The organism is Pantoea sp. M_10, from assembly GCF_008631515.1.
In the GTDB taxonomy this organism is placed as follows: Bacteria; Pseudomonadota; Gammaproteobacteria; order Enterobacterales; family Enterobacteriaceae; genus Pantoea; species Pantoea anthophila.
This window is the reverse complement of sequence record NZ_VWUL01000001.1, coordinates 606459-627245: the sequence shown is the minus strand read 5'-3', so window position 1 is coordinate 627245 and position 20787 is coordinate 606459. Positions and strand designations below refer to the sequence as shown.

Below are 20787 nucleotides of genomic sequence, written 5' to 3'. Positions count from 1 at the left end.
CAACAATGCCAGCCACTGCATATCGCTATATGAATAGCTCTGACTCATATGCCGCTAAAACAATGGCAACTAAATCAGCACCATTAAGTTATTTTGGTTACACAAAATATAAATCTGGTAGCGAAGCAAGAGATGCTTATCAAATTTTTTATGAAAAAGGTAATATGAAATCATGGAGCGATGCTAGGTTATTAGGTGAGTTTGATACTCTACAGCTTTATAAAAATGGTGTCCCGCAGGTTAAAGTCCCGCTTGCTAATGGTGGTGATGGGCCGGGGTATGAATTATTTACAAGTGCTTATCCTCAATATGGGAAAGGTGGTGCTGTTCAGCTGCTTCCTATTGATAAAGGCTATCCTGTTGTTTTCGACAAAGTTAGTGTATTACCGGAGTAATGATGAGTCGTGAAGAGTTAGTTAATTATTTGGAATATCTGATTAATAAATACGTGCCTTCGGAAAAAAAAGAGGTTTTTTCTTCTCGATTATCAAAAGATGATATACCAGTAAAAGATATTTTATCTGATTTCAATGAGTTAGCAGTTGACTCTATTGAGGATGCAGATGGTGCACTGATTAGAGATATATATTTCCATTTTTGCTGATAAAAACCCGAAAAGTATCCTATTTATCCTTCCGGCTCTATTTATAGCCGCCGACCTGAGCCAACACCGCCAGCGACTGCTGGCGGTGTTGGCTCCCTCTGGTGCTATTCTGGCTGTCTATGCTCATGACGAAGCTAAGTCTCTTAGCGGCTGTTGGGGATTAGCACCAGACAGCCTTCAGCTCTTTCAGGCTGACGCCCGTTCCTGTGTTAAATCCCACTTTTGCCAGCCACTGTCCGGCGAGACTGAGCTGCGGCATGCACAAACGGGTCACCGCTCTGAATGGTATCCGCTGGCGATATCGCTACGATAGTGAGCATCGCCTGACGGAGGTCATCAGTGATCCGCGGGACCGTAACAAGCCGCGCACGAAGGTGAGTTTCCGTTACGATCCGCTGGGACGTCGCATCAGTAAAACAGCCAGCAGCTGTTGCAGGGCAGGCCGTCGGGGAACGCCGTAACGACGCGCTTCGTCTGGGAAGGCTACCGGCTGCTGCAGGAGATCCACGACGGCACTCCGCTGACCTATGTTTACAGCGACAGCCAGAGTTATGAACCGCTGGCGCGTATCGATGGCGTGGAAAGCCCGGAAATTTACTGGTTCCATAATGCGGCCAACGGGATGCCGGAGCTGCTGACTGATGGTGAAGGGCAAAAAGTCTGGGAAGGGATCAACAGCCCGTGGGGCAAACTGCTGCGCGAGTCCAGCCAACGGATGCCTGTCGTGCAGCAGAACCTGCGTATGCAGGGCCAGTACCTGAACCGGGACTAATTTGCTTCAGCAAATCTGAACATCGCTTTAGCGATGGCCCTAGGGGGGAGGCACCGCATGGGCCGAATCAACCGGACTGCACTACAATCTGTTTCGATATTATGATCCGGACAGTAGACGGTTTACCCAGCATGACCCGATAGGGCTGGCGGGTGGGATCAACCTTTACCAGTATGCGCCGAATGCGTTGGGGTGGGTGGATCCTTTAGGATTAAGTAAATGTAGCTCCGAAATAAAACCGGGCCCACAGCTTCCTAAAGGAATTGCTGAAACCTTCGATAAAGGACTATATAAAAACAGGCAGCTCACTGGAGACGAAACTTTCTACAAATATCATGGCTTAGATAACAGAACAGGAAGAAAGATCTCTTGGCTAACGAATGAGAAATATGAGTCAGAGCAAATCTTACGCGAGAAATTGGCGATACGCCATGATTGGGGTGTAAATATCACTAGTGTATCAGAGTTTAACGTTCCAAAAGGAACATGGTTAAGTGAAGGTCCAGCAGCAGCACAGGGGGCTGGGTATCCTGGGTTGGGATACCAAGCAGTGGTATCTAATCTTCCCAAAACATGGGTTATTAAAACTATGAGGGTTCCTTGGTGAATAGCTTAAATAATTTAATAAAATCACTCGAAAGAATAATATCGGAGCTAAGTGGTAACGGTAAAAAAGAATCAGCACTTTTTTTTACGGTTCGCTATAATGAGATAATAAAGCACGGTAATAAGGTACCAAGTGAAATAATTGATGCTCTGTCAACTTGCAGGGCTATGTCTCAATACGCCAATTTCTCTCAACTAGAGGAATCATTATTAGATAATGTCGTCAATGATGCAATTGTGGTGAAAAATACAATGACATAAGAAAATGCGGAAGATATCACAAAGATTCTTCCGCCTTTGTTATCAGCAGATTAGATCTTAGAGACAATTCTTGAAGTGATGCTCGCTTGCGTAGAGATTTTTATAACTTACAATTATATGAGAATGGAGCGCCAAAAGTGCGCCATCCACGAATGTTTGGGGATAGAGGGGGCGTTCCTCTTGAACCATTTACCAAAGCGCACCCACAATATGGCGTTGGAAATATCCAACAGATGTATGCTGATAGTAGAATAATAGAGTTCGGTAAAATCGATATTTTACCGGAAGGAGAATGATAGATTTATTTTCCTACAATGAAGTTTTAGATTTTCTTGAAACATTCTTCCCAAAAATGATTAAAGATGAAGCATATCGTGAGGAGATGAAAGCTATCATTGATGGAAGCCGTAAGAATAAAACAGTTTTAGTACGGGCCATAGATATTTGTTTCATGAATTATCGTAAAGTCACGGGTGACTATAGCCTTCCTAAAGATGAGGAAATGGAGATCTGGAAGCAGTTATTTAACGATTGGCAGTGATGCTTGAATTGATTCAGGTAATTTTTGATTTATCTTTCGCTGTGCAGTAGCTATTTCATTACCATGTTTTGAGGATTATTTTATCAAAAGGTTGTTTTTCAGGTGACATGCAAGCCCACTATTAGGTCTTTAGAATCAAAAGTGAGCTATGGAATGCCTGTTTCTTATGTAATAAAAAAACAATAAGCGTGTTATTATATTGTCTGCATGGTGATATGTGGTCTCGATGAGATAATAATTTTTCATTTCAGATTTCTATTGATTAAAAATTTTCTTTTACCATTTTGACCTTATAAGGAGATAAAATGAACTTACCAGGAATGAATCCCGAAAATAACTTACCGGGTTATGACATCGCGAGAATGAGCGGTTATGGGGCACCTGATTTTGATTTTAAAGCGCTGGGTGCAGCAATGGATTGTACCCGGGAGTTTTATCAGGCTGGCATTGTCTATGCAGATGGCGCACAGCGTTATCTTGTTCGACCTGGTAAGCGTCATCCCAATGGTCAAAGTGGCATCGTCACACATCTGATTGTGACCAAAATGCCTAAACAGGCAACCGTATCTAATACGGGTAAGTCACTTACTGAAGCAGTTAGCGCGACCTCAATGGGAGCGGAGATTGCCTCGACCGTGCTTTCCTGTGGCGCAATGATTATTACAGCTGGTGTGGCGGTTATCGGCGCTTCAGCAACGCCTATCACTGCCGGGAGTAGCAGCGTGCTTGTTGGCATTGGTTATGCCGGCGCTGCCGCTACGGGATTGCAATGTGTTAATGGGATTTACCGGGTTTATGATCTCGTCGAAAACGGTGGTGAAAACGTCGCATGGCTGGACTCACAGGACTGGTACGTTGCCACTTCAACGTCCCTTGACCTCATTTCACTTGCCAGTGTGGGCGGAGCATTAAAAGAAGCTCTGGCAACATGGCGAGCGATGAAATCGGTCTCTTCTTTAAAAGCCACGGAGTGGCTCAGGAACTATCCAAGGCAGGACCGGGCGCGCCTTACTGAACTAATCATCCGTGCTCAAAATCCGGGTATAAGTAATAGAGAACTCAAAGCCGCCATCCGTGCAGGACTTTATCCAAAACGTTTCCCTGTCGAGCCGGTGCAAAGAGAGCTTGTTAAACAACTTTCGCAAGTGGTAACGAGCGCAGCTGCTGTGGCTGGCAGTGCTGTTAGTGGTATCATTGCTGCTCCCGGTAACGTGCCGCGCACCGGGCGCTATATAGTGGGAACCATTCAATCTTTGGCGGTATTTTAATGCAATTTTTATCATGGCTTGTTGGACGTCATATCACTGAACTTCTGCAACAGGGACGCGAACTAGATCAGGCAATCGCACGGCAGGATAATTCCATACTTGCCCGATCCACTCCCGAGCCTGAACGTTATTTTAAACAGCCTTCTGAGTCGCTCCCACGGCAAAATGGCTTCCCGATTGCAATAGTGCTGATGCTGCTGCTGGTTGCATTTGCTTTTAATCTGTTGACGTTTCTGCACGCATTACCTCCTATTACTCCGCAGATACATGCGTTGAGTTTTTTTGTTCCCTCAATCCTCGTTATCGGCACGCTACTCGCGGCCAGCTATCGGCTCGCGCGAGGCCATACATCTGCTGTGGCAGGACTGACTTACGTCTGGGCGATATTGCTTGCATCGACCGTTTTGCTATTAAGCTACGGCGTTGTTACGGGTAGCCACTCCGGCCTGTGGCTGCTTCTGGCCCTTGCTGCTTTGTGGGGGGCTCGCTGGATACTCAATGGCCAGGCTTTCATCCTGTTTGCCATTTACTGCCGGACACAGCGCCTTGCCAGTGTCGCCCGGCAGCGTCGTATGAAATAACCCCTGTCTGTCCGTGTTCTGTTATCGCGGAACAGCCGTTCCGCGACCCTCTTTTTTCTCTCAGACTAAAAGCAAAAACCGGGCGCAGGCTGCCGCCGGTGAGTATTGATGTAAAGAAGAGCCCGGAGATATACAGAGCAACTTTGTCATCGTAGCGGCATTTCCTTCCTCCTGCCCCCGACACGATCTTTTTCCTATGACCCCCTCCCGGTTTAAGTCCCTCTGACGCTCACTTCCGCCGGAAAAATCCCCGTATCATCGCAATTACCTCTGACTATAACCTGCCGTTATACCCTCCTGCTAAACAAGCATTCGTCACCTTTCAGACCGCATGAAATAGTGGTTTCAGAACCTGATCTTTTGGCTGAAACGAGAGACAACATGCTAATTCCACAACCCTATTTACTCTTTCTTGGCGATGTGACCGATCCCCTTGCGGCAAAAACGGCGCGCGGTATTCATATCTGGCGGCCGGAGCAGTGCGTTGGCGAAATCAAACTGCCGGGCTGTACGGTCAGTCTGGGTCTGGATGAACTGGATATTCCCGGTGCCAAAGCGCGTGGCGCAAAAACGCTGGTGCTGGGTACCGCCAACGCAGGGGGCTATCTGCCTGCGCACTGGCTGGAAACCATTAAAAGTGCCATCAAAGCAGGCATGAATGTGGCCAGTGGTCTGCACCACCGTCTGGTGGACGAACCGGAACTGGTCGCGCTTGCGCAGGCATCGGACGTTGCGCTGTTTGACCTGCGCCATATGCGTCCGGCGCTTAATGTTGGCAGCGGTAAGAAGCGTTCAGGTAAGCGCATCCTGACCGTCGGTACGGACTGCTCAGTGGGCAAGATGTACACCTCCCTGGCGCTGGAGGCAGCGATGCGTGCGCGCGGCATGAAAGCTGATTTTCGCGCTACGGGCCAGACCGGCATTCTGGTCGCGGGTGAGGGCATTGCTGTGGATGCGGTCATCGCGGATTTTATTGCCGGCGCTGCTGAAGCGCTGTCACCCGCGAATGACGCGGACCACTGGGACATCGTCGAAGGGCAGGGCTCACTGTTCCATCCCTCTTATGCGGGCGTGAGTATGGGGCTGATGCACGGTGCGCAACCGCACTGGCTGGTCATGTGTCATGAAATGGGACGCCCGCATATGCGTCATTTGCCCCACCAGCCGATGGTCAGCCTGAAGGAGTGCGTTGAAGCCAATCTGCGCGCCGCGCAGGTGACCAGTGAGTCGGTACAGCTCGCAGGCTTTGCGATTAACACCTCAAATTACAGCGAAGAAGAGGCGCTCGCGTATTGCGCTGAAATCACCGCTGAGTTTGGCCTGCCGGCAACCGATCCTGTGCGTTTTGGTATCGACGGGATCGCCGCGCTGCTTCAGGAGCGTGGCTGAAATGAGAACATTGCAGATCGATGTGGTGGCATTGCCGCTGGCGCGCCCCTTTGCCATCTCTCGTGGAACCCGGACCGTCGTGACGGTCATCCGGGTCACCCTGCAGCAAAACGGGTTCATCGGGCAGGGCGAATGCACTCCGACGGCCCGCTACGGTGAGACGCCCGAAAGCGTGCAGGCAATGCTTGAAGCCGTGCGTGCTGACGTGGAGGCGGGCCTGAGCCATGACGATCTGCAACAGCGCTTACCCGCAGGCGCTGCGCGCAACGTGCTGGACTGTGCACTATGGCGACTCGACGCCGCACGGACGCATCAGACGCTGTGGCAGAAGAGCCGGTGTTCGCAGCCACCGTCGGTGGTAACGGCCGAAACCCTCAGCCTCGACACGCAGGAAAATATGGCGCTCGCGGCGGCAGAGGCCGTCTCACGCGGGGCCATCCTGCTCAAAATTAAGCTCGACCGCGATGCGGTTCTGGAAAAGGTGGCCGCGATCCGTGCGGCGGCACCGCGCGCCACGCTCATTATCGATGCCAATGAAGCCTGGTCGGGGCTGGACCTGGAGAGCCTGCTGGTGGCACTGAAGGCCTACAGCATCGCGATGGTGGAGCAACCGCTGCCCGCCGGACAGGATCATGACCTGCAACGCTTTAAGCATCCCATCCCGGTCTGTGCCGATGAGAGTTGTCATACGCGGGCGGATATTGCGGAACTGCGCGATCGTTACGAGATGGTCAACATCAAACTCGATAAGTGCGGGGGCCTGACCGAAGCGCTGGCGATGGTGGAGGCGGCCCGGGCGCGGAATATGCGCATTATGGTTGGCTGCATGCTGGGTTCGTCACTGGCGATGGAGGCCGCCTTACCCGTCGCGGTCAATGCGGAGTTCATCGACCTGGATGGCCCCATCTGGCTGGCCGCCGACAGTTCTCCTTTTTTGAGCTACTCCCAGGGCCGCATCTGGCTATAACTTTGCGAGGCGACGATGACGGACACACGACTTACCTCTTCTGCAGCGCGCACAGCCTCTGCCTCTCCCGTGCTGGCGATTCAGGATCTCAGCGTCTCGTTTCGGGGACGCAGCGGTGAGAATCAGGCTCTCAGGGGGATCAGTTTTGCCATCAATCCGGGTGAGATTGTCGCCGTGGTAGGAGAAAGCGGCTCCGGTAAATCTGTCACGTCGCTGGCGATGATGGGCTTACTGGCAAACGGCGGCCGTGTCGATCGCGGCAGCATGCAGTTTCGCGATCGCAATGGAAACGTGCATGCGCTGGAAACACTGGATGAGAATCAGCGTCGCGCGTTACGGGGCCGTGAAATGGCGATGATCTTTCAGGAGCCCATGACCTCGCTGAATCCGGTGCTGCGCATTGATGATCAGCTGACCGAAGCGTTACGCGATCACCAGCAGTGCAGCAGAAAAGAGGCGCAGGCGCGCGTGCGTGAACTGCTGCGACAGGTGCGTATCGCCGATGTGGATCGCGTCATGAAAAGCTATCCGCACTCGCTGTCCGGCGGCATGCGGCAGCGTGTCATGATTGCGCAGGCGCTGGCCTGTGACCCGCAGCTCCTGATCGCCGACGAGCCGACCACCGCGCTGGATGTCACCGTGCAGGCGCGTATTCTGCATATCCTGCGGGAACTGCAACGCGAGAAACAGATGGCGGTGCTGTTTATCACTCATGATATGGGCGTGGTGGCAGAAATCGCCGATCGGGTGGTGGTGATGCTGCGCGGCGAAGTCATCGAGCAGGGCACCGTCTCTGAGATTTTTGCCGCTCCGCAGCACGCTTATACCAGAGCATTACTGGCGGCCGTGCCCAGACTGGGTGATATGCGGGAGCACAACTGGCCGCAACGTTTTCCTCTGCCGGGTGCCCGCGACGCGGTGCATAGCGAACAGCAGACCGCGCGCTACGACGTGGCGCCGCTGCTCGATGTGCGCGGGTTAAAAGTCTACTACCCGATCCGCAGCGGCATCTTATCGAGCCTGACGCACCATGTGCATGCGGTCGAGCAGATTGATTTCACTCTGTGGCCTGGTGAAACCCTGGCCATCGTGGGTGAAAGCGGCTGCGGCAAATCGACCACCGGACGCGCACTGATGCGGCTCATCAGCAGTGAGGCCGAAAGCATTCATTTTGAGGGAAGAGAGATCTCTGACCTGAAAGAGGCGGCATTCCAGCCGCTCCGCCGTGAAATTCAGATGGTCTTTCAGGATCCCTACGCCTCACTGAATCCCCGCCTGACCGTGGGCTTCACCATCGCCGAGCCGTTGCTCCTGCACGGCATCGTGAAATCACTGGAGGAGGCTTCGCCGCAGATCGATGCGTTACTGAAGAGCGTCGGCCTGCTGCCGGAGCATGCGCGTCGCTATCCGCACGAATTTTCGGGCGGGCAGCGTCAGCGGATTGCCATCGCCCGCGCCATGGCACTGAAGCCGAAAGTCATTATCGCCGACGAGGCGGTCTCAGCCCTCGACGTCTCGATTCAGGCGCAGGTGGTCAATCTGATGATGGACCTCCAGCAGCAGACCGGCGTGGCGTGGATCTTTATCTCTCACGATATGGCGGTGGTAGAGCGCATTGCGAATCGCGTGGCGGTGATGTACCTCGGCCAGATTGTGGAGCTGGGACCGCGCCAGTCGGTATTTAATCACCCGCAGCACCCCTATACCCAGCGTCTGCTGGCCTCCGTGCCGGTAGCCGATCCTGAGAACCGTCAGCCCCGCCTTGTCGATGACAGCGAGATCCCTTCGCCGTTACGTAAGGTGGGCGAAACGGTCACTAAGCCCCGTTATCGACAGGTTGCGCCTCAGCACTGGGTCGCTGACGGCATTGCATTGCGATAATCCTCAACGACCAGGAGATTTCATGAAACCCATTTTTCGCCGTACCTCACTCGCCTTCGCCCTGACGACGATGCTGGTCTCTGCTGCGCAGGCGCAGGATCTGCGTATCTCCATGTATGCCGATATCACGGGGCTGGACCCGCACGACACCTCGGATAACATCAGCTACTCCGTACAGAGCGGTATCTTTGAACGCCTGTTCCAGTTTGATCCGCAGATGAAGCTGCAACCCTGGCTGGCGACCGGTTATACCGCCAATGAGAGCGCGACCGAATTTACCCTGACGCTGCGCAAGGGCGTCACCTTCCAGGATGGCACCCCTTTTGACGCGGAAGCCGTCAAAGCCAACCTCGATCGTCTGGCTGACCAGAAAAAAGGGCTGAAGCGCAACAGCCTCTACAAAATGATCGACAGGGTGACGGTGCTGGCACCCGACCAGGTCAGAATCGACCTGAATCAGTCGTTCGGGGCTTTTATTAACACGCTGGCGCACCCCTCGGCGGTGATGTGGAGCCCGGCGATCCTGAAGCAATACCCGGACGAAGCCCAGCTCCGGCTGCATCCGGTAGGAACCGGTCCGTTTAAATTTGTCGACTGGAAACCGGGCAAAGCCGTGACGATGGCGAAGTATGCGGGTTACTGGCAGGCGGGGTGGCCGAAAGTCGACCAGGTGATCTTCTCGCCAAGCCCGGAAGATGCGACACGCGTTGCGGCTTTAAAATCGGGGCAGGTGGATGCCATCTGGCCACTGCCGTCCGACCTCATTGCGGCGGTGCAGCAGGACAGCCATCTGACGGTGCAGCGCGACCCGAGCATCTATCTCTATTACATGGCGATGAACACGCAGCACAAGCCGCTGGCGGATGTTCGCGTGCGTCAGGCCATCAACTATGCGATTGACCGTAATCTGTGGCTGAAAGTGGCCTTTGCCGGTCTGGGCAAACCGGCCACCTCGGCTATGCCGGAAGGGGTGCAGTTCTATCAGAAACAAACGGATCCCGATTATCACTATGCACCCGATAAGGCCAAAGCCCTGCTGAAAGCGGCAGGCTATCCGCAGGGGCTGGATCTCAAGCTCTGGGTCACCAATGCCACGGCCGCCGTGCGAGCCGGTCAGGTGCTGAAGGCACAGCTGGCCGCGGTGGGTATCCGTGCCACGGTTACCCCGATGGATTCGGGAACGCGCAATGCAAAATTGTGGGGCGTAAAGGATCCGAAAATGGCGGAGTTTGACCTCTATTATGGCGGCTGGTCGACCTCTACCGGCGATGCGGACTGGGCACTGCGCCCGCTGTTTGCTACCGAGTCCTGGGTGCCGACCTCCTATAATGTCTCTTACTTCAGCAACCCGGAAGTGGACAAAGCGATCGCCGCCGGGCTGGTGACGGCCGATGCGGCGAAGCGTGGCATCGCCTATGCGCAGGCCCAGACGGCGTTATGGAAAGCGGCACCGGTAGCCTTTCTTGGCACGCCAGACAACCTGGTGGGTAAGCGCAGCAACCTGAGCGGCGTTTCAATGCTGCCTGATGGCAATTTTATCTTCACTCAGGCGTCCTTTAAATAAGACGATTTCTTCCTCCACGCCCCTGACCCCATGCGGGAGAAGGGCGTGGAAAGGCCCGTCGCACCTCTGTTTCAGGGAATCGCATGTTTGCATACATCCTTCGCCGATTGCTCGAGATGATCCCGGTTTTGCTGGTGGTCTCACTGCTGGTTTTCGGTTTTATCAAGCTGCTGCCGGGCGATCCGGCGCGCATCTATGCCGGACCGGATGCGCCCATCGAGGCGGTAGAGGCGGCACGTCAGCATCTCGGACTGAACGATCCGCTGCCGCAGCAGTATCTCCACTGGGTCGGCAGCCTGCTGCAGGGCGATCTCGGCATCACCTACCGCACGCAGCAACCGGTGCGGCAGGTGATCGCGCAGGGATTCATGCCGACACTGTGGCTCGCCCTCGCAGGGTTTACCTGGTCCGTGATCCTCGGCCTGCTCTTCGGCGTTCTGGCGGCGCTGAAACGGGGGAAATGGCAGGACTGGACATTGATGAGCGTGGCCGTCGGCGGCATCTCCATGCCCGCCTTCTGGCTGGGGTTGCTGCTGATCCAGTTCGTCGCGATGCCGTTTGGGCTCTTTTCAGTCAGCGGCTTTAACAGGGCCAGCGATATTGTCCTGCCTGCCATCACCCTGGGGTCGTCGGTGGCGGCCGTGATGGCGCGCTTTACCCGTTCGGCCTTTCTTGAAGTGGCGCAGGAAGATTACGTGCGCACCGCAAAAGCGAAAGGGCTGCGAAAACGGCTGGTGACGTGGAAACATGTGATGCGCAACGCGCTCATCCCGGTGATCACCATGCTGGGCCTGCAGTTCGGTTTTCTGCTGGGGGGCTCTATCGTCGTGGAGAGCGTCTTCAACTGGCCTGGTCTGGGCTGGTTACTGATTGAGTCGATCAAGGCGCAGGATCAGCCGGTCATTCAGGCGCTGGTGATGCTGTTCGTGTTTGAATTTATCGTGATTAACCTGCTGGTCGATCTGCTCTATGCAGTCGTCAATCCGGCCATTCGTCTGCGACAGGAGCCGAGATGAGTTCGTCATCACTGACTGAAAACCCGCCACAGATCATTCGTTCACCCTGGCGCGATTTCCTGCACGCCTTTGTGCGTAATCCCCTGGCGCTGGTGTCGGGCGGATTTGTGCTGCTGCTGATCGTGGTCGCTCTCTTTGCGCCCTGGCTGGCCCCCTGGGACCCGATGGCACCGGACTGGATGGCGTTATCGTCGCCGCCTACGGCCGCCCACTGGATGGGGACCGACGAACTGGGGCGTGACCTGCTGAGCCGGATTATTTACGGCGCCCGCATCTCGCTCTATGTCGGGGTGCTGTCAGTCACGCTGGGCATGATCGCCGGGGTGATTCTGGGGTTACTGGCCGGCTACTATGGTCGCTGGATCGATATGCTGATTATGCGCGGCGCCGACGTGCTGTTCGCCTTTCCCGGCATGCTGCTGGCGATTGCGGTGGTGGCGCTGCTGGGAACGGGCCTGAACAATGTCATCATCGCGGTCGCGGTGTTCAGCGTACCGGTCTTTGCCCGCATTGTGCGTGCTTCGACGCTTTCACTGCGACAGGCGGCGTATGTTGAGGCGGTGCGCTGCGCCGGTGCGCCAGACCGGGTGATTATTCTGCGGCATATTCTGCCCGGCACGCTCTCCAGCGTGATTGTCTATTTCACCATGCGCATTGGCACCAGTATTCTTACGGCGGCGGGCCTGAGCTTTATCGGACTGGGCCCGGAACCTGACGTGCCGGAATGGGGCAATATTCTGGCGATGAGCCGCAGCATGATGATGGCCGGGGCCTGGCATATGAGCGTCTTTCCGGGGCTGGCGATCTTTCTGACCGTGCTGGCCTTTAACCTGCTTGGGGATGCGCTGCGCGACACCCTCGATCCCAAACTCAAGGGCTGACGATGGATTTTCAACATGTGCAGCGCACGCTGCTGCTGGAGCGCTGGCGTGAGACGCGTCAGCTGGGTCAGCCGCGCAGCGCCTGCGGAGCCACTAATCGCATCAGCGATGTGACGGGCGTGCGGGTCGGCCACTCTACGCTGAATGCAGGCGAGATTCAGACAGGCGTCACCGCTATCGTGCCGCCCGGCGACAATCTGTTTCTGACGCCGCTGCCGTGCGGGGCAGAGGTTCTGAACGGGTTTGCCAAACCGGTCGGGCTGGTTCAGATCGAGGAGCTTGGCGTGCTGCAGACGCCGATTCTGCTCAGCAACACGCTGGCGGTCGGCACGCTGTTTACCACGCTGGTACGGGATGCCATCCGTCGCAACCCGGAGCTGGGGCGAACGCTGCCGACGGTCAATCCTCTGGCGCTGGAGTGTAACGATGGCTGGCTCAACGATATTCAGGCACTGGCTGTCAGCGAGGCGATGGCGCAGACGGCCCTGCAGACCGCCTCAGCCGACTTCGCACGCGGCAGCGTCGGGGCCGGACGCGGCATGAGCTGTTTCAGCCTGAAAGGGGGGATCGGCACCGCCTCGCGGCTGATCCCCTCGCTCAGCGCCACGCTTGGCGTGCTGGTGCTGGCCAATTTTGGCGCACTGGAGGCCCTGACGCTCGATGGCGTGCGGGCCGGTGAGATGATTGCGCCGCTGCTGCCAGGCCACACGCCGCAGCGCGATGCCGGTTCTGTCATCATCATCATGGCAACGGATGCGCCGCTGGAGGCGCGACAGTTAAAGCGCCTCACGAAGCGCGCCGGTGCCGGCCTGGGACGGCTGGGCAGCCACTGGGGCCACGGCTCGGGCGATATTGCGGTGGCGTTTTCAACGCAACCGCTGCCGCAACCGCCACAGGAGGAGCGGCTGGAGCCGCTGCTTGCCGCCGCGGCCGATGCCACCGAACAGGCTGTACTGGACGCCCTGTTGAGCGCGGAGGCCGTGACCGGCTTTCGGGGTCATCATCGGCCCTCACTGACTCAGATACTGGACAGGTTAACCTCATGAAAATTTTTATCTCTGCCGATATCGAAGGCATTGCGGGCGTCATGTGCCCGGAGCAGTGTACCCCAGGCAACCCGGAGTACCAGCTGGCCCGGGGGCTGATGGAGCAGGAAGTCAATGCTGCGATTGAGGGCGCTTTCGCGGGCGGCGCCACGGACGTGGTGGTCGCAGATAGCCATGCCCGGATGACCAACCTGCGGGCGGAAAATATCGATTCCCGCGCCCGGCTGGTGCAGGGCAAACCTCGCGGGCTGTCGATGGTGGAAGGCATTGAACAGCAGCAGTTCGACGGCTTATTTCTGGTGGGCTATCACAGCGCCGCGGGTGAACCCGGCGTGCTGGCGCATACCATCAACGGCCGGGCATTCTGGCGTATCCATATCAATGGTCTGGTGATGGGCGAGACCGATATCTACGCCGCCGCCGCGGCTGAGCAGGGCACGCCACTGCTGCTGGTGACGGGCGACGATCAGCTGCAGGGCTGGATAGCGGAACACTACCCGACTGTCGATTACGTCTGTGTCAAACGCGCCATTTCTCACACCTGCGCGGAATCGATCAGCCCTCACGCCGCGCAGCGTGCGATTGCTGCCGCGGCACGCACCGCATTGCAGCATCAGCCTCAGGTGAGCACGACCCGCCTGATGGCACCCTACGCGATGCGGCTGCAGGCCAGCAGACCGGTGCTGGCCGATCTGTTCTGCCTGATCCCCGGCGTCACGCGTCTTGATGGTGTGACCGTCGGCTATCGGGCGGAGAAAATGGCGACGTTAATCAGCCTGCTCAGTGCTTTCTCTTATCTGGCGACGACCCAGTCGTAGCGACATTACCCCGTAGATGTAACCCTGTCTGTGAGGCGGGTAACTGCCTCCTCTCTGGCTATGCGGTACAGTTTTTGCATGAGGAGACGATTCGCCTCTCCTCCGCCCGGACCTGATCAGGCCACCTGGCGGAGGCGCCTTTATTCGCTATTCCATCCAGGGTAAAAATTATGCGGCTCCGCCATATAGAGGTCTTTCAGGCCATCGTTCAGACCGGCAGCATCAGCGCAGCGGCGCGCCTGCTGAATGTGTCGCAGCCGAACATCAGCCGGGTGCTGAATCACGCTGAGCAGCAGCTGGGGTTTGCGCTGTTTGAACGCCGTATTCAGGGGATGAGCGTGACAGCAGAGGGGCGGCGCCTGCTGCCGGAAATCGACGAACTCTGTCAGCGCCTGCAATCCATTACTCAGCTCGCCGAACAGCTGCGGCGCGGCGAAGGGCAGTTAGTGCGCGTCGGGGCGGCTCACGCATTTGGTCAGATGGTGATGGCTCCCGCCCTGGTGACCTGGCGACAGCAGATGGCCTCTGTCAGCGTTGAACTGGTCACCGAGCACTTCAGTACCTTATGCCAGATGATCCTGGAGAATCAGCTCGATTTTGCCCTGGTTTTCGGTCAGCAGGTCGACGCGGCTCTGCTGGCTGAACCCCTGTTTCACTCCTCCATGGTGGCGCTGCTGCCACGTCATCATCCCCAGGCTGACCCCGTTACGCTGGCGTGGTTATGCGACAACAATCTGCTGATGATGCAGGCCCAGGACCCTTTAGGGCGCGTGCTCCATCGTGCGCTGCGCGATAAAAAACTGAATCCCGCCGTGTCGTTATCGATCAAAACCTACTCGGTCATCGCGGATATGGTGCTGGCGGGCGGCGGCGTGGGCGTCGTGGATCTCTTCACCGCCTGCCGCTATGCCGACCAGCTGAAATTGCTGCCCGTGGCCCAGCCCCTGCCGTTTGAAGTGATGCTGATCAGCCGTCGCGACCTGCCTCAGTCGCAGTCCACGCTGCAGCTCAAGCAGGTGATTCGCAACCGACTGTGGGAGATTGCCCGGCAGTGTGAAACGCAGTTTATTGCTGGCTGAGACGTCGCGCATTCCCGCGTCCCGACAGGGCGTTTTATGACGTGCATCACAAAACCTTAAGAATGTCGCTCAGGTATGAAACCGGACTCGCGCCTGCCGCACTCAACTCTCACGTTGCGGGGTGAGTCACTCACTTCGCAAGTCATCAACTGACCGGTTGCTGGTAACCGGCACAACCTTGCGGAGTGAGAATGATGGATGGAATCAGAAGTCACGGGCGCACACCTGCATCCGGACATGAGGAGATCGCCCTGCGGTCACGTACGACGGCGTCGACCGGCGCAGCGGCGGGCGTTGATGCCGCCGCGGCAAACCGGCTACAGGAGATTGCGCGTATTGAGCAGGTCCTGAAAAATGAATCCAGTAGTGCCGACGGCGTGCACGAACACATGCAGCGGGTCGCTGTCACGCTACATGATGAAATGGGGCAGACTGCAGATAATGTCAGCGATGTGCTTAAACACGCCCGCGACAGTGACAGACGAACATCGGCACTCGCCGAGTCTGCGATAGGGCTGGCTTACGGACTTTCCGGCGTGCCCGGTGACCTGGCGGGTAAGTTGCTGGCACATCAGCTCAATCTGGAGCCGGGCACCAAAGCACACGATTTTGTGACAGGTCTCACCGCTGGACTGACGGCGGTCGCCTTCAAGGCGGTTGTCTCTAAACTTGTCGATAACAGCCTTAAAGAGGGTAAGTGGATGCAGGCTGACGAAAATTACCTCGAACCCTTTATGCAGGAGGTAATGAAAAGGCACGACACGCTGGGGCATAAGACACAGCAGGCGGCGCTGGGAGGGACAGGGTATAACCTGCGCAACCCGATTAACGCAGCGATCTCCGCGGGTACACAGACACTCGCAGAAAACGCGCCAGGTGCGCAACCCATGAGTATCCTGAAGAGTGCAGGTAAACCGGCTTATCTTGGCAGTCAGATGGCCAGTATGGCCTTAACCTACGGTGCCGGGGCGGCAAGTGGGGTTGCGCAGAACCGTTTCGACCGCCTGAATAATGCGGAGTACTTATTTGGCCGCACTGACTGGCAGGAACGTTATAACGCCTTAGCCAGCGGGCAGGGGCATAGCGCGCAAGGTGGCCGTTTTGATGCTCTGATGAACAATGCGAAGACGCCAAAAACCTGGGGCAGTGCCGTGCGGAATCTTGTCGCGCTCTCTCAGCTGGTCGAAGGCTTCGCGTTGGGCGGCGGGCTGGGACTGGCAAATATGTCGAAAAGAGGCGCGAGTGAGGCTATGGCATCGTCTATGGCCAAAGGGCTGGGCAGTATTGAGGAGGTCATGAAAAATCCGGCTAACCGCGCCGTGCGTGAACTTGCAGGTCAGGGGGCCTATATCCCGGTGGCGGCGGCAGCCTATTTTTCACAGGGGGCGGCCGCCATTGCCTATGATGAGCTGAAAAAAGCGGTGAAAAACAAACTGGGTCTGAATGACGAAGGCAATACAGGCTCTTCATCATCTGCCGTCACTGACACCACGGACGGTGACGCCCATACCGCTTCGGGCGCAGGAACACCTGAAGGTTCGCCTGCGCCAGATGGCAGCGCCGGAGCGAGCCTGCATGAATCAATGCCAGCCTCAGACGCGGATGCCAGGGCGGCATCTCCGGCCGGAACGCCAGCGCCAGGTGAAAGAACCGGAACTGCAACGCCGTCAGAAGCAGAGGTGTCGGACAGCGGCAGTGTGCAGTCGGGCTATTCCGGCGAGCTGAGAAACAACCCGCCAGCACGCTCACAACAGATGCACGAGACGGGCGATACTCATGCCTGGTGGAAAGAGTTCCCCTCGACGGAAGCGATAAAGACAGATCCGAAAGAGCATACCGAGGCTGATAAGGCAGCCCTTGATGCGTTGCTGAACATAGAAACAGCCAGCATGGAGGAGCGTATCGAAGAGATGATCCCGCTGTCAGACGCCTTAACCTCGTTGTCTGCCTCATCAGACGCCGCCGGGCCAGCCGCAGGTCCGGCAGAACCGGCCGCTCCGGCAGAAGCCGCTGAACCGAAAAAACCTTCCTGATACCCCCGTCTGAAAGCCGCAGCGATGCGGCTTTTTTATGCCTGAATTGTGCGGCCTCACACGTCCGCCGTAACCCGCATCTGCCCTGTCCCCCCCCGGAAGCGCGCGTTATGGCGACCACGCTACCGGCCTGAGCAAAAAAAAGTCCCTGTATCGGCTACAGGGACAAACGTCAGCTGTCAGAGATCAGGCAAACGGTGGCGGTTCGTTCTTTCCTTTTCCGCCGGCATTCTCCATCGCAATCTGCACGGTATCGGTGGCTGCCGTAATGCCCCAGCCAACCGGCCCTCGTGCTGCACTCAGTCCGCCTTCGGCGAGTCCTTTCAGGCCGCCGGTAAAGACTTCACCCACGTTGCGCGCCTCACCAATATTGTTAAAGAAAGGCGCAGCAACAGATTTCAGGATGGGGATGTTCGACAATATCTTGCCAAACTCACCCATCCCCCACTGGAAGTTATCTTTATTGGTTCCATCCGGACGCACATGCGTATCGTTCGTCTGTGGCAGCTGTTTATTCTCCGGCAGCATCTTCAGCCCCTGCTCGGCGATATCCTTCAGTACACCCGCCTCGGTACCGTGGCGGGCGTCGCCATCCCTGGTGATGCCCTCAATCTTGTCGTTCGCTGAGATCTCCTTTCGCTCGCTGCCGTCGCGGGCGTTAAGACCTTTGATGCTGTTCAGCACGCAGGCCATGTTATAGGCTGCATCAGCACGACTTTTCGGATCCTTATTGGCATCCGTCCAGTCGCCGAAGCGCTCCTTAAGCTGCTCGCGCTTGATATCTTTCTGATTGCCGAGGTTTTTCAGCACCGGATTCTCATCAATGATCTGTTCGGCGCTGCGGTTATCCCCCGGCGGGCGGCCCGTCAGGTTCTCCTCTGTCGGCCTGACGCGGGTGTCCTTCTCACTGCTCCGCACGCCATCGCCCGCTGCCTGCGGAACGTCTTCACCGGCTGTTTCGCTGACAAATAACGCCGTGGGTAGCGCGCCTTCATCAGCGGCAGCCGGATCGACCAGCGCCCCTGAACCCAGCTGGGATAACAGCTGATCCAGCTGGCAGGTCGGATCGGTCAGCCCCGCGAGCGGGGTTCCGCCTGCACTGGCCCAGGAGACGGGAAGATCACGCCCCGCACCCGCCAGCGAAGCGCCGGACTGGAAAGCGGGCAAGGGCAGATTACCCGGCAGTTGCCTGCCGGGTGAAAACGCAGGCGTGATGCCGCCTGCGCCAGGTATATTCATCACCATAGAGTTTCCCCTGCATCAGCTTTGCGTATTTTTCCCGGAAGATTGCCCCTCGCCACCGCCCAGCAGCCCCTGCAACAATGAAGAGAGCCCCAACAGCGACAGCAGGTTCTGCATCATGCCACCCTGGCCTCCATTATCCGTTGCGCCCTGACCCGGTGCCTGTGGGGCATTACCGCCGGATTCTCCGCTCTCTGCGCCTTTACCTTTATCAGCCCCCATCATCTGCTGGAGCAACTGCTGAAGCATCTGCATCAGCTGCTCAAGCGGATTGCTGCTACTGTTCGCGCCCTGTGACGGCGCCGGGGTCGTCGCTTCCGCCGGCTGCTGCGCTTTGTTTCCCCCGCCCAGCAGCTGTTGCAGACCGGTCAGCATCATAATCTGCTGCAGTAAGCCACCGCCGCCCAGAGCGTCAGGCGAGCTGGCCCCTTTTGACGGGCTGTTGTTCTGGCTGCCGCCTGAACCGGTCAGCGAAGCCAGCGTGCTCAGGCCGCCAAAGGCGTTACTGGCAAACGAGAGGGGGTTGGTTTTCGCATTATCAAGAAAAGATAACGATGATTTACCCGGCTGATCGGGTAAATCAGCTTTACCTGCCGGAGTGCCTCCCGCTTTGCCGGGCATTGTGGCCGACGGCAGATCGACTCTGTTCGCATTTGCCGCACCCCCACCAAATCCTGGAATTTTCATGATGTTACTCCTCAGTATTAGTCAGTCAGTGATGAAATGGGCAGCCGCTGAAGCCGTAATATTTTGCAATCCTATTTTCTGCCGATTGCACAATTTTACTTTTCAGGCTGATGCTACCTCGCACTGTGAGTGGCGATTGTTCCGGGCTGGTTCCAGGCTGAATATTCTCTTTGTGATACGGGTTCAGATTCTCAACACGCAGAGGCGCCTTCAGGAAAATCATATCTTCATGTTTAATAAGATTTTTTATTAAATCCTGTAAGGTAATCCTTACCGGCTGCACGTCAATCCCTACAAAACAATAATCCTGGACTGATAGCGGGCCTGGACAGATTGAGTGAGAGTGAAGCCGCGGTAAATTTGTAATTCTTTACATCAGGCTCTGCTTCCGGAATTTCCAAACGTGCTGAATTATCCGCGTGTCTTCTGTAAGACGCGCTTAAGTGAAGCTAACGGAGAATGTATGGTTCGTCTTTACAGGACACAGTCAGGCCAGGCGACTGTTGATGAGGAGAGGGCGGATAGCGTTTTACGTCAGGTTGATTCCCGTCCCTCTGTAGTGACGGGAGATGCCGAACCCGTAACCGATATCCATACCCATCTGTATAAGATTCTGAATACGATTGCGCCATTGAACATCGATGTCTTAATTGAGGGAGAAACGGGCACCGGGAAAGATGCGCTGGCCCAGCGGCTCTATAAGCTGTCCGGCTGTCGCGGCCCGATGGTGCCGGTCAACTGTGCAGCCATTCCGGAAACGCTGGCCGAAAGCGAGCTGTTTGGCGTCATGGCCGGGGCGTATACCGGCGCGAGCAGTTCCCGGGCGGGATATATAGAGAGTGCCAATCACGGCGTGCTGTTTCTGGATGAAATTGACAGTATGCCGCTGACGATGCAGGCCAAGCTGCTACGCGTCCTGGAAAACCGCGCGGTGGAGCGCCTGGGCAGCACTAAAAGTATCGGACTGGATCTGCGCATCGTTGTCGCCTCGCAGATTCCGCTGGCGCAGCTGGTAGCGCAGGGGCGTTTTCGCCGGGATCTCTTCTTTCGCCTCGACACGATTAAAATTGCCACGCCAACCGTTCGATCACGACCGGAGCTGATTCTGCCGATGTTTCGCCAGTTCACCCAGGAGGCGGCGCTGCGCCTCAATCAGCCACTGCCGCCAGCGTCGCCTGCGCTTGATGAAACCCTGCTGCTGCATAGCTGGCCGGGAAATATCCGCGAGCTGAAAGCGGCGGCTGAACGCTTTGTGCTGGGCCTGCCGCCGCTGTGCAGTGAGATCAGGCAGGAAGGGGGTGGATTACTCAAGGAGAGAATGCGGCGCATTGAGCGCAGCCTGATCCACGACTGCCTGAACCGCCACGATCATCGTATCGACGATGTCATTCTTGAATTAGGTATCCCCAGACGTACCCTCTATCACCGCCTGAAGCTGTTGAAACTTATCGCCTGACCAGTCGCCCGCCTCACCCGGGGTGGGCCAGACGCCTTACCGGCAGAAATATTTTCTTTGCGATGGAACCGGGTCGCTTCCTTTTTTACTTAATG

19 protein-coding genes and 1 pseudogene are annotated in these 20787 nt (G+C 56.5%); 18 read left to right on the top strand and 2 right to left on the bottom strand.

The window, feature by feature from the left end:
• Nucleotides 1–5 precede the first annotated feature (5 nt).
• The 17 genes and pseudogenes from F3I47_RS22420 to F3I47_RS02900 all read left to right on the top strand — a co-directional run bounded on the left by F3I47_RS22420 (nucleotide 6) and on the right by F3I47_RS02900 (nucleotide 17307).
• On the top strand, nucleotides 6–395 hold the full coding sequence (locus tag F3I47_RS22420; RefSeq protein WP_223813777.1) for a hypothetical protein: 390 nt from the start codon (nucleotides 6–8) through the stop codon (nucleotides 393–395).
• 2 nt (nucleotides 396–397) lie between these two features.
• On the top strand, nucleotides 398–604 hold the full coding sequence (locus F3I47_RS02980) for a hypothetical protein (RefSeq protein ID WP_111209045.1): 207 nt from the start codon (nucleotides 398–400) through the stop codon (nucleotides 602–604).
• A 257-nt stretch (nucleotides 605–861) separates the two neighbouring features.
• Nucleotides 862–1983: pseudogene (locus F3I47_RS02970) on the top strand (RHS repeat domain-containing protein); the annotation flags it as partial.
• On the top strand, nucleotides 1980–2243 hold the full coding sequence (locus tag F3I47_RS02965) for a hypothetical protein (protein ID WP_150030049.1): 264 nt from the start codon (nucleotides 1980–1982) through the stop codon (nucleotides 2241–2243). The pseudogene F3I47_RS02970 and the gene F3I47_RS02965, both read left to right, overlap by 4 nt.
• A 292-nt stretch (nucleotides 2244–2535) precedes the next feature.
• The gene (locus F3I47_RS02960; RefSeq protein ID WP_150030048.1) at nucleotides 2536–2784 is read left to right on the top strand and encodes a hypothetical protein; all 249 of its coding nucleotides are present in this window, start codon (nucleotides 2536–2538) and stop codon (nucleotides 2782–2784) included.
• Between the two features lie 305 nt (nucleotides 2785–3089).
• A complete protein-coding gene (locus tag F3I47_RS02955) occupies nucleotides 3090–4052 on the top strand; it encodes a hypothetical protein (protein WP_150030047.1) in 963 nt (320 codons plus the stop codon).
• Nucleotides 4052–4633 carry a hypothetical protein gene (locus tag F3I47_RS02950; protein WP_150030046.1) on the top strand — a complete coding sequence of 194 codons (582 nt, stop codon included), beginning with the start codon at nucleotides 4052–4054 and terminating at the stop codon, nucleotides 4631–4633. Before F3I47_RS02955 ends, F3I47_RS02950 begins: the two co-directional genes overlap by 1 nt.
• A gap of 381 nt (nucleotides 4634–5014) precedes the next feature.
• Nucleotides 5015–6022: an N-acetyltransferase DgcN gene (dgcN, locus tag F3I47_RS02945; protein WP_150030045.1), complete on the top strand. Its 1008-nt coding sequence runs from the start codon at nucleotides 5015–5017 to the stop codon at nucleotides 6020–6022.
• Nucleotide 6023: 1 nt separating this feature from the next.
• Complete coding sequence (gene dgcA, locus F3I47_RS02940; protein ID WP_150030044.1) at nucleotides 6024–6989, top strand: N-acetyl-D-Glu racemase DgcA; 966 nt, start codon at nucleotides 6024–6026, stop codon at nucleotides 6987–6989.
• A gap of 15 nt (nucleotides 6990–7004) precedes the next feature.
• Complete coding sequence (locus F3I47_RS02935) at nucleotides 7005–8870, top strand: ABC transporter ATP-binding protein (protein WP_150030043.1); 1866 nt, start codon at nucleotides 7005–7007, stop codon at nucleotides 8868–8870.
• 22 nt (nucleotides 8871–8892) lie between these two features.
• Entirely contained in the window at nucleotides 8893–10434 is a 1542-nt protein-coding gene (locus tag F3I47_RS02930; protein WP_140028409.1) for a glutathione ABC transporter substrate-binding protein, read from the top strand.
• An 83-nt stretch (nucleotides 10435–10517) separates the two neighbouring features.
• Nucleotides 10518–11450 carry an ABC transporter permease gene (locus F3I47_RS02925; RefSeq protein ID WP_009090709.1) on the top strand — a complete coding sequence of 311 codons (933 nt, stop codon included), beginning with the start codon at nucleotides 10518–10520 and terminating at the stop codon, nucleotides 11448–11450.
• Nucleotides 11447–12331 carry an ABC transporter permease subunit gene (locus F3I47_RS02920; RefSeq protein WP_046101680.1) on the top strand — a complete coding sequence of 295 codons (885 nt, stop codon included), beginning with the start codon at nucleotides 11447–11449 and terminating at the stop codon, nucleotides 12329–12331. The genes F3I47_RS02925 and F3I47_RS02920 overlap by 4 nt, the downstream gene beginning before the upstream one ends.
• Before the next feature lie 2 nt (nucleotides 12332–12333).
• Entirely contained in the window at nucleotides 12334–13377 is a 1044-nt protein-coding gene (locus tag F3I47_RS02915; protein ID WP_150030042.1) for a P1 family peptidase, read from the top strand.
• Nucleotides 13374–14195, top strand: a complete 822-nt coding sequence (locus F3I47_RS02910) for a M55 family metallopeptidase (RefSeq protein WP_150030041.1) — start codon at nucleotides 13374–13376, stop codon at nucleotides 14193–14195. The genes F3I47_RS02915 and F3I47_RS02910 overlap by 4 nt, the downstream gene beginning before the upstream one ends.
• Before the next feature lie 170 nt (nucleotides 14196–14365).
• Nucleotides 14366–15274, top strand: a complete 909-nt coding sequence (locus F3I47_RS02905) for a LysR family transcriptional regulator (RefSeq protein ID WP_058956636.1) — start codon at nucleotides 14366–14368, stop codon at nucleotides 15272–15274.
• A gap of 191 nt (nucleotides 15275–15465) precedes the next feature.
• Nucleotides 15466–17307: a hypothetical protein gene (locus F3I47_RS02900; RefSeq protein ID WP_150030040.1), complete on the top strand. Its 1842-nt coding sequence runs from the start codon at nucleotides 15466–15468 to the stop codon at nucleotides 17305–17307.
• A 186-nt stretch (nucleotides 17308–17493) separates the two neighbouring features.
• Here the strand turns inward: F3I47_RS02900 and F3I47_RS02895 are convergent, their stop codons facing one another.
• Both F3I47_RS02895 and F3I47_RS02890 read right to left on the bottom strand, forming a co-directional pair.
• On the bottom strand, nucleotides 17494–18552 hold the full coding sequence (locus F3I47_RS02895) for a hypothetical protein (RefSeq protein WP_058956634.1): 1059 nt from the start codon (nucleotides 18550–18552) through the stop codon (nucleotides 17494–17496).
• Between the two features lie 15 nt (nucleotides 18553–18567).
• Nucleotides 18568–19236, bottom strand: coding sequence for a hypothetical protein (locus tag F3I47_RS02890; protein WP_150030039.1), 669 nt, complete (start codon nucleotides 19234–19236; stop codon nucleotides 18568–18570).
• 463 nt (nucleotides 19237–19699) lie between these two features.
• Here F3I47_RS02890 and F3I47_RS02885 point away from each other — a divergent pair, with 463 nt between their 5' ends.
• The gene (locus tag F3I47_RS02885) at nucleotides 19700–20692 is read left to right on the top strand and encodes a sigma 54-interacting transcriptional regulator (protein WP_058956649.1); all 993 of its coding nucleotides are present in this window, start codon (nucleotides 19700–19702) and stop codon (nucleotides 20690–20692) included.
• The last annotated feature ends 95 nt before the right edge of the window (nucleotides 20693–20787 follow it).